Source organism: Pseudomonas pergaminensis (assembly GCF_024112395.2).
GTDB classification, from domain to species: domain Bacteria; phylum Pseudomonadota; class Gammaproteobacteria; order Pseudomonadales; family Pseudomonadaceae; genus Aquipseudomonas; species Aquipseudomonas pergaminensis.
In genome coordinates this window covers 2,251,194-2,264,006 of the sequence record NZ_CP078013.2, presented here as the reverse complement: position 1 = coordinate 2,264,006, position 12,813 = coordinate 2,251,194, and the positions used below count along the sequence as shown (strand labels likewise).

Below are 12,813 nucleotides of genomic sequence, written 5' to 3'. Positions count from 1 at the left end.
TTGTTTTTAGCCAAGAGGAACTTGCCCATGCACATCATCAACGCCCGCCTGCGCAACCGTGAAGGCCTGCATGATCTGCACCTGGAACATGGCCGGATCGCCAGCATCACCACGCAAACGGGGTCACCGATTGCGGCGGCCGACGATCTGGACGCCGCCGGCAACCTGGTAATTGCGCCCTTCGTCGAACCCCATATCCATCTCGACGCCACGTTGACCGCCGGCGAGCCGCGCTGGAACATGAGCGGCACCCTGTTCGAAGGCATCGAGTGCTGGGGCGAACGCAAGGCCACCATCACCCAGGAAGACACCAAGACCCGCGCCAAGAAGACGATCCAGGCCCTCGCCGCCCACGGGATCCAGCATGTGCGCACCCATGTCGACGTCACCGACCCGGACCTCACGGCGCTCAAGGCCATGCTGGAGGTCCGCCAGGAAAGTACGCATCTGATCGACCTGCAAATCGTTGCGTTCCCCCAGGAAGGCATCGAGTCCTACCGCAACGGCCGCGAACTGATGGAAGAGGCCATTCGCCTGGGCGCCGACGTGATCGGCGGCATTCCTCACTTTGAATACACCCGCGACCAGGGCGTGAGTTCGGTGAAGTTCCTGATGGACCTGGCCGAACGCACCGGCTGCCTGGTAGACGTGCACTGCGACGAAACCGACGACCCGCATTCGCGCTTCCTCGAAGTCTTGGCCGAAGAGGCTCGCAGCCGTGGCATGGGCGCACGCGTCACCGCCAGCCACACCACCGCCATGGGCTCCTATGACAATGCCTACTGCGCCAAACTCTTTCGCCTGCTGGGGCACTCCGGTATCAGCTTCGTCTCCTGCCCCACCGAGAGCATTCACCTGCAAGGCCGCTTCGACACCTTCCCAAAACGCCGTGGCGTCACCCGGGTCAACGAACTGCTGGAGGCCGGCATGAACGTGTGCTTCGGCCAGGACTCCATCGTCGATCCCTGGTACCCCCTGGGCAACGGCAACATCCTACGGGTGCTCGAAGCCGGTTTGCACATCTGCCACATGCTCGGCTACCGCAACCTGCAGAATGCCCTCGACCTGGTCACCGACAACAGCGCCAAGGCCATGGCCCTGGGTGACCGCTACGGCCTGGAGCCTGGACGACCTGCCAACCTGTTGATCCTCTCGGCGGACAGCGACTACGAGGTGATCCGCAGCCAGGGCCTGCCGCTGTATTCGATCCGTGACGGCAAGGTGTTGATGAAGCGCCAGCCAGCCCAGGTTGAGTTCGTTTAGAGGCCTGGTTCAGACGATCGCGTCGATATCCAGCGTCTGCGCCCTCCCCCATTCGTGTGGCAGGTCGGGAGGGATGCTGGCGACCTGGGCCGGCTCACGGTTTTCACGGTGGCTGAACCAACGCTTGAGGCTCGATTGCAAGTTGGCATTGTGGGCGTGACTGCCATAGACGTCTCGGGCTTCCAGACGGCGCCAACGCAGGCTTGCAAGGCGTTCGCGACTGGTGTGCAAGCGGTCGATCTCGGCGTTCAAGGCTTCGTTGTGCTCGTAGCCACGATCGTTGGCCGGCCTCAGGCGGGACAGTTCACGGCGCTTGTTGCGCAGTTGCTGGCGCATGGTCTCGAGGGCACCGTCGACCAGTTCGAACTCCCTCGGCGTTATCAGGGGCCCGCTGCTTTCCAGGGTTTGTTGCCAACGCCGGAGGGTCGCCCAGGCGGCCGGGATGTAGCTGGCGGTCATGAAGTGCTGGTTGGCCTGGAATAGCTGCCGGAGCAGGTTGTCACGATTGGGCATGTCGCCGTGGAGTTGCAACGCTCGGTTGCAGCCGGCTTCTTGGATGGATTCACAACCCGGCTTCCACATCACCGAGGAATACGTGCCATCGGCGAGCACGATCGGCATGAAGTGTTGCTGTTCGCCATGGTGCTGGTAAGGGTTGCCGCCGAAACGTACCAGGCCGGCGGCAAACAGCAGTCCACCCGGCGCGGGGGCGCTGAACAGTGTGACGGCGCCTGGGACCCAGAGTTTGGCGGTGGTGTTCATCCACGGGGCGGGCACGCTGGGGACGGGGTCGTTGTGGTTGACGATGCGGTGGTGGACCAGGGTTGAGGCGCCGAGGGTAAATTCGGCGTCGGCGGCGCGAGGGGCGCCGTAGGTGTAGAGGAGGATATTGTAGTTATGATCGGGAATGCGACGTAGCGCTTCTGCCAACAACAACGCAATTGCGCCGCCCAGGCTATGGCCGCAGATAACGATTCGTTGGCCTATATGAAACTGAGTGAGGTAGTGCAGCACGAAATCACGCATCGCCCGGTAAGCCTGATAGAAGCCTTCGTGTGCCTTGCCGACACCCTCGGCGAAAGCCACCTGATGGGCGTTTGCATCCCGTAGCCCATCGGCAGCGCTGGCGGTACCTCGCACAGCAATCAGGATCACCTCATCGTGATGACTGATAAAGGCCTGCGTATCAGTACCAAACTCTTCATCATCAAAAAAATGCAAACTCGCTGGGTGCTCCTGCTTCTCACCTAAGTCCGGTCGATTTTTTGGATACAACTCAGGATCGAAAGGCAAAATTTCGAAGCGTCGGGAATACGGGACCTCTTCGTAGATCGGATAGAAACGTTGCTGTTGCTCCGAATCGACTCGCCAGGCCTCGTGATAACCCGAGAGTTTTTCAGCAAAAAAATGACCGACGCTGGGGTCGAGTGGAAAACGAACCTCCTCTTGAGGCTGTTGAGGTGGCTCCTGGCCGAAATTGCAGTAACTCAAGGTGGCCATCAACGCAAGCTGATACAGGTTCAAGGCACAGAAGTTGTCTTCGGTTGAAAGCAATGGACGCAACGCCCGCAGTGGCCGAACCTCCAGAACCGTATGGTTGTTGGGGAACAACGCGATTCCCGCCAAACAAGATTGGGGTGGCCCGAAGCCAAGGTCCGCCAGCATCTTCAACGCGTGCCGCTGGGGTTGATGAGTTCGCTGCGCAATCGGTGGCAAGTGGGCGACATGACGGACCAGATCGCGAACTTCAACTTGATAAAATCGGCCGGTTGTTTGTTGAACCTGATCATCTTCGGTACGCCGACCGTCGGAGCGAGCAAATCGAGTCCGTTCAGCACGAATTTGAAGCTCGGTGATAGGAAGCTTGTAGGCTGGGCGCGACATCAACCGCCGATACAACGGCTCTGTTCCTGAGTACAGGTCGTCAAAAACAAGCACTACAGGGCCGCAGTAAATATCTCTCAACTCGGCGAATCCGTCTCCATTCAGCCGACCTTTGTATTGTTGTCCCGCACTATCGTGAAGGGTGTAAGGCAGACCACCGTAGGCCGTCCCAACGCCGAGTTCATCCACCAGGCAAAAACTCACCCAATGCCCGCGCAATGCACAGGCCGGCTTGTCATCACTGAAAAAAGGTTGCTTCCGTGCTTCCAGGGTCATGAAATTGTTCCTTGTTACTTGCACGATGGATAGACATCACAGATGCGACCATCCGGCATTTTTACAGGCTTGAATTCGGTGGCATTACCGTCGCAAAACGCATACAGGTCTTCAAAACTTTTGCCTTTGCAACGCTTCCATCCGCCAGGAACGGCCACCCACGTATCGTCAAAATAGGGTGCTTCCTCATCAGTCACTACAAGCGTCGTCCTGAGGGTCTTTCCCCGTAACTGATCTCGCTGCACTACGACGCCTGTTTGTTGTTCTTGCGGCTGACTCGCCAGCCCAAAAGCGCTGCATGTAAGCAACTTAATGATTGCGTGCTGTGGGCCCACAGTCCGAAACCTCCACTGACATCGTCGGTGTAGTTCCTGAACTCCCGTCTCTGGCATCCCCGGTACATCAGGGTCCGAATAATCTCGAACCGAGAAACTTGAATTATCTCCTCCAACGTCTGAATCTCGGGGCCCCCACTTCGCATACGTTCTAAAATCCACACTGCGCAAAACCGTAGGGCACCCTTCAATGACCTCACTCAGCGGTAGCTCAAAACTCACGCGCTCAGCCACCGGTTTGTAACGCGCAATAAAGATCTTCCTCTCGGGTCGCTTACCTCGACGCCTAGGCAACGTGCAGGTTTCCCCCGTCGCGGGCCCATAGTTGGCGCCACCGATGAAGCGAAATTCCGCCGGCAAATCCACCTCCAATGTAAACCGCTCAACTGGCGTCCTCGCGCACCCCGTCAGCCCCACCAACCCCAATGCAATCCACACACCCCACCTTCGCCTACTCATCCTTTCCCCTCATTGATGTCCACTGCGCTACCACCCGTTCATAGTGGTCGCCTGGTGCTTCCCCCACCAATGGCTGCCACCGAATGACAGTGCTGCGCGTGGCCTCTTCCAACCGTCTAACCACCAGAAACTCGAGCTGTTCCGGCCCCCGCCATTGCCAGGCGCGGGCCTGCTCAAGTACCTGCACCAGCCAGATCCTTGGATCCTGAAACTCCGCCAGCGCGACCAGGTCTTCGCTGTGCTCGGTCAACAGGTAACGCAGGATATTGGCGTGCAGAATGGCCGCTGCGTTGGGGTTGGGCGTGTCCAGCCAGGGCGCGGGGGCCGGCACCGGGTACTCGCCGGGAGCTGGATTGTCAGCCGTGCGCCAGCGGCCCTTGTGCCAGTAGCACACGCTGATCAATGGTCCGAGAAAGGCCGGCCAGTGCTCCGGATCCAGGTGGGCCAGCGCACGCGCCAGGGTGCGGTTGTCGTGAAAACGGTACATCGACTGGACGCCTTCCGAGCCCACCAGCAGCCTGTCACGCCAGTGTCGAGTCACGGCCGCCAGATCCTCGTTGGGCAGACTGCCCAGCCATCCCCAATTCGTCTCTGGCTGTTGCAGAAGGCCGAGTAATTCGGGCTCATTGATCTGTTCCAGCAACAGGATCACCGGGCCTTGTGCTTGTAACTCCGCCACGGCGGTCTCGGCATAAAGGCTGCAATACGTTGGCAAGTCGCGTACCGCCAGCAGCGACTGACGCGCAACATTTTGCCCCTCAAGGATCAGGCACAGTCGCTGCCCTGCCTGTTGCTGTTGGTCCATCCATTGGCCTGGCATGTTCGGCATCACGCGGCCCTCCCTGTCAGGTCACACAGGCCTTCGCGGCAGCGCTCGCATACCGCGCAGTAATCGGCGCCCAGCCGCCTGGCCAGGTTCATGATGGTGACCTGCACCGTGGAGATCTTTGGCCAGTCAGCCGGCACGGAGGCGTTCGCCATTTGGGCGATGGCCGGCGAACCACCCAGGGTGATGGGACGACTGCTGAAAATGCCGCCCGCCTGGATGACGAGGTGCTCGCCACCCGCCTTGAGGCTTAGTTGCGCCCCGGCGTCGATCACCAGGCTGGCACCGGACTTGAGGTGAAGCTGCTGCCCCGCCTCGACGAACAGGGTCCGGCCAACGCGCGTCCGGCTGTCGTCTTGTACGTCGAGGTGGTCGCTCGCTTTGAGTACGACGCGACGATTACCGCCGACCTCGCGATGTTCTTCGCTGCCCAGGTGCGTCGTGCTCATCCCCTGGATGACTTCCCGCCGCTCACCCGCCACTTCCAAGCGGCTGTCATGACCAACCTGCTGCTCCAGGTCCCGTTGCGCACGCAGGTGAATCAGCTCCTCGCCACGGCGGTCTTCCAGGTACAGCTCGTTGCCCCCTGCGCCGCCGAGGGTGCTGCGGCTGCGCAGGACACTGCGGGTCTTGTGTTGTGGCAAGGCATAGGCGGGCCTGTGCGACGCATTCGGCAGGCAGCCGTTGATCAACGGCCGGTCCGGGTCGCCTTCCAGGAAGGTCACCAGCACTTCCATGCCCACTCTCGGGATCATCATTGCGCCGAACCCATCACCGGCCCATCCGGATGCAACCCGAACCCAGCAACTGCTTTTATCATCCGCCTTGTCCAGGCGGTCCCAGTGGAAACGCACCTTCACCCGGCCATAGGCATCACAATGCACGTCCTCACCCGGCGGCCCCGTGACGGTTGCAGTCTGACTGCCATTGATAGTCGGCTTGGGGTGCTTGAGGGGCGGTCGATGCACCGCTTGCCAAGGCGTCGCGGTAAAGCGATTGCGGTACTTAAGGCCTGCATCGGTCGCCGGTGTTGCCTCTTCCAGCACTTGCGGCTGATAGCCCTCGTGACGCACCGACGTGATGAGCCACAAGTCGTTGCAAGACGGATCGGGGTGATCGCGCAATTCAAGGAAATGCCCACTGCGCAGCGCGGGTTGATCACTCCTGCCCAATGCCCGAAGACGGTCGCGCTGGTGACGTTCCAACCCCCGCCGTGCCAATCGCTTGCCCCGTGAATGAGTGGTGAAGCCTGCAGGGTAGCGATAGTCCTCAAGCACTTGCGCAGCATCAGAGCCGGCGGCGTCCTGCAGGCGCAACGAAGGGTGTTCGAAGTCATGGTCGCGGCGCACCGTCATCTGGCTGCGTGTGCCCAGTCGCACATCGAAACGCTGGATAACCTGGGTATCGGCCGATGGCCCGCCCGCAGTGCAATAGCGCTGCACGGGCAAGCGGTGAAACACCGTCTGGTCGTCACCGAATACCAACATGTGGGCGTTCGCGCTGTGACGAAAATGGTAGTGAATGCCCTCCTCTTCACACAGCCGCTGGATAAAGTGCAGGTCGCTTTCCGCGTACTGCACACAGAATGTGCGCGGCGGGTAAACCACGGGGCCCAACTCGAACACGTAGGCGTCTGCCAGGATGCCGTGTTGCTCAAGGACTGCCGCGATGATCTGTGGCACGCTGCGCTGCTGGAAGATTCGCTGGTCGCGTCGGTGTGCAAGGCAAGCCAGGCGGGGCGCCAAGGTCAGGTGATAGCGCGTGACACGCCGGCCGGGGCCATCGCGGCCGATGGCGTAAACCTGTCCATGCAGGCCGCCATTCGCCTCACCGAAGTCCAGGTACGCGGGTTGGTGGAGCAACGCTTGCAGGTCAAGGGCAGGGTCTTCACTCACCACCTGCACCCGCATGGAAAACGGCTGGTCAAGGAACTCGCTGCCTTTGAATGCCAGCACTTGGAAGTCAATGTTGATACTTGTAAGTGTCAGTTTGAAACGTGACGAAACAAACGCGTTAACCATCCTTTGTTACCCGCCGCTAATGAATGATCACCCTGGAATACTCTTTCTCGTTAAAGAACACGTCACCGAGAAAAAGCGCCTCAACGCTTCAAAGCTTAGCGATTACGGGCGGAAATCGACCGCTTTAAAATAAAAAAGAAGTTTCGTACAGCGAAGCTGGAAGTGTCTTTTACAAAATAATAAAACGAGTCAATGTGCCACTTCTTAATAACAAGAAATGCCCTACATTAATGTTCGCAAGAGCAACTAACTAAAAGAGAAACAGCTGACACCCCATCACGGCGTCAACTGTTCAACAGGCTTATGCTTGCAACCGTGCAGTACCGAACAGGCTGACGCTCAGCACCGTATCGCCCTGAGTGTGCAAGCGTACCGGCGCAATGCCACCCGGCATCACCACCGCGACTTCACCGCTCTCGACCCAGCCCGCACGCCAGGCCGCGCATGCCACCGCACTGGCGCTGGTTCCGGAAGACGCCGTGGGCCCCTCTCCGCGCTCGAACACCCGTGCAATGACGCGGTTGCCGGGCTGGCGCGCCGCCCATTGCAAGTTGACTCCCGCGCCACATGGCTGGCCGCCACCGACCGGGGGCGCAAAGGCGATCGCCTTCAAGGGGTCGAACAGCGCTGGCTGCAGCATCTGGGCGTTGTCTGGCAACGCTGATATTTGCGGGACCAACGTCACACAATGCGGATTACCTACCCGAACAAATTGACTGGTCGCCCACTGAGGGTTGATCGCCGCCAGCGCACTGACATGGCTCAGTTCGGCCCGGTCCAGAAACACCTGGCCAACCGCCTGCGCACCCACCGCCGTCGGACCAAACGCCGGCGCACCCAGCTCAAGCCAGAACCCCGCGACCCGTTCACGAACGGCGGGCTCCATCCGCGTGGCGACTGGCGATAGCGTATCCGTTTGGTCGTGATGGACCCGCAACTCACAGGCCGCGTCCATCAGGCCCTGGTCGGTGAGGGCTTGGGCGAAAATCGTCAAGCCATTGCCACTGCGCTCGGCCAGGGAGCCGTCGGTGTTGACGATCAGCAGGTCGAACGGTGGCTCGGCCTGGAACGGCCCGACCAGCAGGCCATCACAGCGGTGAGCCTTGCCACCGGCCGGGCGTGATGCAGAGTCCCACTCACATTCAGAGGCGATGGCCGATGCTGTCCAATGGTTGCGAGTGCCCGCCGCCAAGTCAGCGCGCTCGGGTATATCAATGCCCTTGTCTCTCAAAGAGGTCGGGCTGACCACGCCATAGATATTGCCGCGGGCGTCGTAGAAGAGGGTCATGAGTCATCCACCTGACAATGCGTTGATGATCGAAATCAAAAAAGGGTGTTCGACTGTATGGGATTTCGGCACCACACATCCTACGCAACACTACACTCTCAGTTCCCCTGGATGGACGTTTTCATCAGGCCGAAGTCCGTGTGCAGTCGAGCAAACGCCGTCCTCTCCCGTTGGAGGATGCAACCATGAAGACTCTCGTTTCAAAAAGCGCCTGTTGAAGTGCTGTACGAAGAGGGCGCAAGACATTCATCGGGCTGGTACCCGGTGGAGGTGAACAACTGGAGAGTTACAAGGGCACAGAAACCAATCCCCGAGAGATGCTGCTGGTACGGGAGGCAAACATCCAAGTCGTTGAGGTCACCGCCTATAGACCGATGCCTGACTGACGCGGTTTCAGAAGCGGCCTGGAAGGTGGTAATCCACCGCGAGAACCCTGGGGTTCAAACGCTCCCGCTGGGATTACGCACCTTCCAGACCGCCTCCTACAACTTGGTACTGCCTATGTGGCCGCAAACCGCCCTGGCGTTCCACGTTGTAAAAATAAAATTAAGGGCAGCCGGAATCCCAAGGGAACCCGGCTCGCACACCAAGGCCTGATGTGCAAGGATGTCGCGCCGGACATCGTTCGTTGAACGCAAAACCAAGGATTTTTCATGACTGCCATCCCCACCTCAGCGCCCGTGGTTCCCGGGCGGCTGGAGCAAATGTCGACCCGTATCGCTTTTTTCATTGCCGGGTTCGGCATCGCGGCTTGGGCGCCGTTGGTGCCCTATGCCAAGGCCCGTGCCGGGCTGAGTGAAGGCACGCTGGGCCTGTTGCTGCTGTGCCTTGGCGTCGGTTCGATCATCGCCATGCCCGCAGCAGGTGCATTGGCTTCGCGTTTCGGCTGCCGACGCGTATTGAGCGCCGGGACAATCATGATCTGCCTGGCATTGCCGATACTGGCGACGGTCAGTTCGATTCCCTTACTGATGGCCGGCTTGTTCCTGTTTGGCGCCGGCCTGGGAACGGTGGATTCCACAGTCAACCTGCAGGCAGTAATCGTTGAACGCGCCAGCGGTAAAACCATGATGTCGGGATTTCACGGGCTGTTCAGCCTCGGGGGGATTGTCGGGGCGGCGGGCGTCTCGGGCTTGCTGGGCCTGGGCTTGTCGCCACTGCAGGCGACCCTGGTGGTGATCGTCATCACGCTGGCGGCGCTGCTCAAGGCTGCACCGCACCTGTTGCCGTATGGCAGTGAAAGCTCTGGCCCGGCGTTTGCCGTGCCCCACGGTGTGGTGCTGTTTATCGGTTGCCTGTGCTTTATCGTGTTTCTGGCCGAAGGGGCGGTGCTCGACTGGAGCGCCGTGTTCCTCAGTGCCGAGCGCGGCCTGGATGAAGCTTATGCAGGCCTGGGTTATGCAGCATTCGCCCTGACCATGACCGCGGGACGCTTGACCGGCGATGCCATTGTGCGGCGCCTGGGTGCCACGCGCGTCATCGTGATAGGTGGTGCGTTGGCCACCGCAGGCATGTTGCTGGCAACCTTGTTTCCTGCGTGGGAAACCGCGTTGCTCGGCTATGCGCTGGTCGGCGCCGGCTGTTCGAATATCGTACCGGTGCTGTACACCGCCGTCGGCAAGCAAACTGTCATGCCGGAACACATCGCGGTGCCAGCCATCACCACCTTGGGTTACGCCGGCATTCTTGCCGGCCCCGCCTTGATTGGCTTTATCGCCCATGGCAGCAGCCTGAGCACCGCCTTTGTGCTGATCGCTGTGCTGCTGGCGGCGGTGGCCATCAGCGGCAAAATCCTCAGGGTGTGAACGTCAGCGTGCTTTGCGAGCCCTGTACCGCTCCCGCCAGAGTTCAAGGCTCTTGTTACTGAGGTAGCCTTCGTAATGAGGCGGACCGAACAATCGCGGGCTGTTGACACGCTCCAATGAGGTCAGCAGTCCCGGCCGCTCGATGATGTTCTTCGCTGTGTAGACGCAGAGTTCACTGTACTTGGGCTTGGGCATGCCGGTAGACAGTTCCAGTACAGGTGCGCCTTTGCGATCAACCTCGTAGGGGTCCTGCATGACCTTCATGAGCGTTTCAATGGCGAGGTACTGGTACGGTTCGAAAAGGAATGTGCGGTCCTTGGTCGGATCCCTCAGTTGCTCAAACAGCTTTTGCAAAGCTTGGACGACACAGTCGTTGTCTTGGGCATGGAAGGGGTCCTGGCTGAATTCGCTTGGCGAGCTGTTGCCCTTTAACGCAGCGGCGGCGGCCCTGAGGCTGTCTCGCGTGATATCACCGTCGCGGTTCATGATCGCGTCAATCAGTGCTGGACGCTTGAGCATTTCGCGGACGACGCTGACGACTCTATTCAGCTCTTCGCTTTTCCCCATCATTCAGCGGCCACCCGACGCAATACCGAGTACGTCAATCGCCCCTCTTTCAGATACGCATGCAGCGAACCGTAGTCTCTTTTCAACGCATCCACCAACTCACCATCGGACCATGTTGCATCGGGTTCGCTAATGCTCGGGCGTGCCGTGGGCGCATTCTGCAGCTTCAAGTGACTCAGCCCGGGTTGCGCCATTCGCGACATCCGTGGCCTGTGCGTCACGTCTGCCTGCGCAGCATAGACCTCATTCCAGGTGTTAGGCTGGGCGGTCGGTTGTGGCGTAGTTGATCGCTCAGTTGCGAAATCCAGGGCCGGCGGGCCGAGTCTTGATACACCCTCGATAGTCATTCATTTTCTCCAACTTTTTCAAAACACACCGGTCCGGTGAATGCCACCGCAATCGCCGAAATCATCGAATGAATTCCAGGCAAACGGGTACCAGATGTGTGGCTGGATAAATAGGGCAGTTCCGTCAGATCGGTAATTACCCATGACAGCATGTAAACCGATGCCGCCATCCGGAATCAATTCCACCGCTGTCGACGCAACCAGGTCTTCAAGCCGTCGAAGACCCCGGCGCGCCCTAGCGCTTTGGAATCATCCACCGGGTACAGTCCAGACTCGACCAAGCTACGGGAAAAGTCATCGGCGACCGGTGTCTGGAATGTGCTCTGGCCAGCGAAGGCCTTCATTCGGCGGGTTTCGACGTCATGTGTATACGGATTCTCCTGCGAATCCTGCATAGCGACGCCCCGCCCTGCTGCCGGAGGAGCCGGCTCATGGCTATTGCTTTTGAACGCCTGGCCGCCAAGGTGCGGGCACTTGAAGGAGGTTGAAGTCATTGGTTAGCTCTCACGCTTTGTCTGAAGAGTGACCGTTGTGATCAAAGCTGCTGGCTGGGAGGAAAGTGGCACATTGACGCACACCGTTTGCATGCAATGGAGGTGGCGCCATAGCAGGTTACGGCGCCTGAACAGTGATCAGCGAGACGCCAGTAAAAGCGCCAGGAGACTGATTCGGCCATCACGGTCTTGACTCGCGAGGTTGTCCAATTTCGTTACTAAATCGCTGCGCTTGAGCATTTCCTGCGCCAACTGGATCAGATGGTCCTTCTCAGAATCCCCCGTCAGCGTGCTGGCAGCCAACTGTTTGAGGTCGTTGACCTGCAGGGACAGGTCCCACTGGCTGCCCCGCAATTCTTTGAAATGCTCGAGCAGCTCTTGGACCACGTCTTTGTCGCTGTGGTATTTGAAATAGTTGTCCCCGTTGATGACCAGGCGCAGATTTTCTCGGTCGATCAAACCATCCAGTGCACCGGTGGAGCTGTGACGGTCGATGGCATTCATCAGCTCCGGACGTCGCAGCATTTCCTTGGCCAGGCGAATGTTCTCGTTCATGACGGGATCACTGGAGCACTTTTTATTCGCCATCTCATGAATACTGTCAGCGCTGATATAACCTGGGTTCTTGGGGTCCCGAAAGGCCCTGAAGTTGTCCAGCAACTGCTGCGCCAACTGTTCGTTGTTCTTCAAGGAGTACTGGGTGTCAACGCCGCCTGGCGGGGTCGGGAACGGCCTGCCGACCGTGGGAGTAGGTCGCGGTGGTGGGCTGCTCTCACTAGGATTCGGCCTGGGTGGCGGTTTACTACCACACCCTGGGTGCATCGGTGGCCGGAAACCACTAAACAAACTGGTTATCCAGTCTTTGAGACCATTCAGGAAACTGTGCAGCATGGACACCTTGTTCTGACCCGGCATTTGACGTTCCACGGGTGCATGAGGATCACTAAACACGGGCCCGGACTTTTGCTCATGGGAGTGAAAACTGACAGTTACGGTGGCATGGTCCTTGAAGGAAAGCCCAGCAGGCGCCGGGCCGTCGGGTTTGACCAAAGGCTTGTCGTCTGCCAACGCTCGGTTGGGCGTGGTTGAAGCAGGTACGGATGCATCGTGGGTCGATATCGACATGAGTTTCTCCAATACAGTGAGCGTGACCTTCAGACTGAGGCGCCAACGTAGCGTCGAAGCCCATCAGGTATGCCCCTGTGTGGAGCTTGCGTCGGAATCAGTTCCGGAGCAGACCGCCGAACG

Annotated in this window: 11 protein-coding genes; 2 read left to right on the top strand and 9 right to left on the bottom strand. The window is 59.4% G+C overall.

All coding sequences use genetic code 11. The features are described 5' to 3' along the window. Positions 1-27: 27 nt before the first annotated feature. Entirely contained in the window at positions 28-1,263 is a 1,236-nt protein-coding gene (gene codA / locus KUA23_RS10415; protein ID WP_100491115.1) for a cytosine deaminase, read from the top strand. Between the two features lie 9 nt (positions 1,264-1,272). On the opposite strand, the gene KUA23_RS10410 is transcribed toward codA, so the two are convergent. The 5 genes from KUA23_RS10410 to KUA23_RS10390 all read right to left on the bottom strand — a co-directional run bounded on the left by KUA23_RS10410 (position 1,273) and on the right by KUA23_RS10390 (position 8,352). Then, a complete protein-coding gene (locus KUA23_RS10410) occupies positions 1,273-3,423 on the bottom strand; it encodes a lipase family protein (protein WP_252993888.1) in 2,151 nt (716 codons plus the stop codon). 14 nt (positions 3,424-3,437) lie between these two features. Further along, entirely contained in the window at positions 3,438-4,217 is a 780-nt protein-coding gene (locus KUA23_RS10405) for a hypothetical protein (RefSeq protein WP_078047771.1), read from the bottom strand. Then, positions 4,210-5,046, bottom strand: a complete 837-nt coding sequence (locus KUA23_RS10400) for a DUF4123 domain-containing protein (protein ID WP_252993887.1) — start codon at positions 5,044-5,046, stop codon at positions 4,210-4,212. The genes KUA23_RS10405 and KUA23_RS10400 overlap by 8 nt, the downstream gene beginning before the upstream one ends. After that, on the bottom strand, positions 5,046-7,064 hold the full coding sequence (locus KUA23_RS10395) for a type VI secretion system Vgr family protein (RefSeq protein ID WP_252993886.1): 2,019 nt from the start codon (positions 7,062-7,064) through the stop codon (positions 5,046-5,048). Before KUA23_RS10395 ends, KUA23_RS10400 begins: the two co-directional genes overlap by 1 nt. Positions 7,065-7,365: 301 nt before the next feature. After that, positions 7,366-8,352 carry a diaminopimelate epimerase gene (locus KUA23_RS10390; RefSeq protein WP_252993885.1) on the bottom strand — a complete coding sequence of 329 codons (987 nt, stop codon included), beginning with the start codon at positions 8,350-8,352 and terminating at the stop codon, positions 7,366-7,368. 653 nt (positions 8,353-9,005) lie between these two features. On the opposite strand from KUA23_RS10390, the gene KUA23_RS10385 reads away from it, so the two are divergent. Then, on the top strand, positions 9,006-10,157 hold the full coding sequence (locus tag KUA23_RS10385; protein ID WP_078047767.1) for an MFS transporter: 1,152 nt from the start codon (positions 9,006-9,008) through the stop codon (positions 10,155-10,157). Positions 10,158-10,160: 3 nt separating this feature from the next. Here KUA23_RS10385 and KUA23_RS10380 read toward each other — a convergent pair whose 3' ends face one another. From KUA23_RS10380 to KUA23_RS10365, 4 genes are all read right to left on the bottom strand, one after another. Continuing rightward, the gene (locus tag KUA23_RS10380) at positions 10,161-10,727 is read right to left on the bottom strand and encodes a type III secretion effector protein (protein WP_223204503.1); all 567 of its coding nucleotides are present in this window, start codon (positions 10,725-10,727) and stop codon (positions 10,161-10,163) included. After that, the gene (locus tag KUA23_RS10375) at positions 10,724-11,071 is read right to left on the bottom strand and encodes a hypothetical protein (protein WP_078047766.1); all 348 of its coding nucleotides are present in this window, start codon (positions 11,069-11,071) and stop codon (positions 10,724-10,726) included. The genes KUA23_RS10380 and KUA23_RS10375 overlap by 4 nt, the downstream gene beginning before the upstream one ends. Further along, complete coding sequence (locus KUA23_RS10370) at positions 11,068-11,241, bottom strand: hypothetical protein (RefSeq protein ID WP_252993884.1); 174 nt, start codon at positions 11,239-11,241, stop codon at positions 11,068-11,070. The genes KUA23_RS10375 and KUA23_RS10370 overlap by 4 nt, the downstream gene beginning before the upstream one ends. A gap of 462 nt (positions 11,242-11,703) precedes the next feature. Then, positions 11,704-12,690, bottom strand: a complete 987-nt coding sequence (locus KUA23_RS10365) for a type III secretion effector protein (RefSeq protein WP_252993883.1) — start codon at positions 12,688-12,690, stop codon at positions 11,704-11,706. Positions 12,691-12,813: the final 123 nt, after the last annotated feature.

Coding starts and splice junctions, on each gene's coding strand:
- KUA23_RS10365 (WP_252993883.1), bottom strand. CDS start 12,690: ATGTCGATATCGACCCACGATGCATCCGTACCTGCTTCAACCACGCCC.
- KUA23_RS10410 (WP_252993888.1), bottom strand. CDS start 3,423: ATGACCCTGGAAGCACGGAAGCAACCTTTTTTCAGTGATGACAAGCCG.
- KUA23_RS10370 (WP_252993884.1), bottom strand. CDS start 11,241: ATGGCGGCATCGGTTTACATGCTGTCATGGGTAATTACCGATCTGACG.
- KUA23_RS10390 (WP_252993885.1), bottom strand. CDS start 8,352: ATGACCCTCTTCTACGACGCCCGCGGCAATATCTATGGCGTGGTCAGC.
- KUA23_RS10405 (WP_078047771.1), bottom strand. CDS start 4,217: ATGAGTAGGCGAAGGTGGGGTGTGTGGATTGCATTGGGGTTGGTGGGG.
- KUA23_RS10385 (WP_078047767.1), top strand. CDS start 9,006: ATGACTGCCATCCCCACCTCAGCGCCCGTGGTTCCCGGGCGGCTGGAG.
- KUA23_RS10395 (WP_252993886.1), bottom strand. CDS start 7,064: ATGGTTAACGCGTTTGTTTCGTCACGTTTCAAACTGACACTTACAAGT.
- KUA23_RS10400 (WP_252993887.1), bottom strand. CDS start 5,046: ATGCCGAACATGCCAGGCCAATGGATGGACCAACAGCAACAGGCAGGG.
- codA (WP_100491115.1), top strand. CDS start 28: ATGCACATCATCAACGCCCGCCTGCGCAACCGTGAAGGCCTGCATGAT.
- KUA23_RS10380 (WP_223204503.1), bottom strand. CDS start 10,727: ATGATGGGGAAAAGCGAAGAGCTGAATAGAGTCGTCAGCGTCGTCCGC.
- KUA23_RS10375 (WP_078047766.1), bottom strand. CDS start 11,071: ATGACTATCGAGGGTGTATCAAGACTCGGCCCGCCGGCCCTGGATTTC.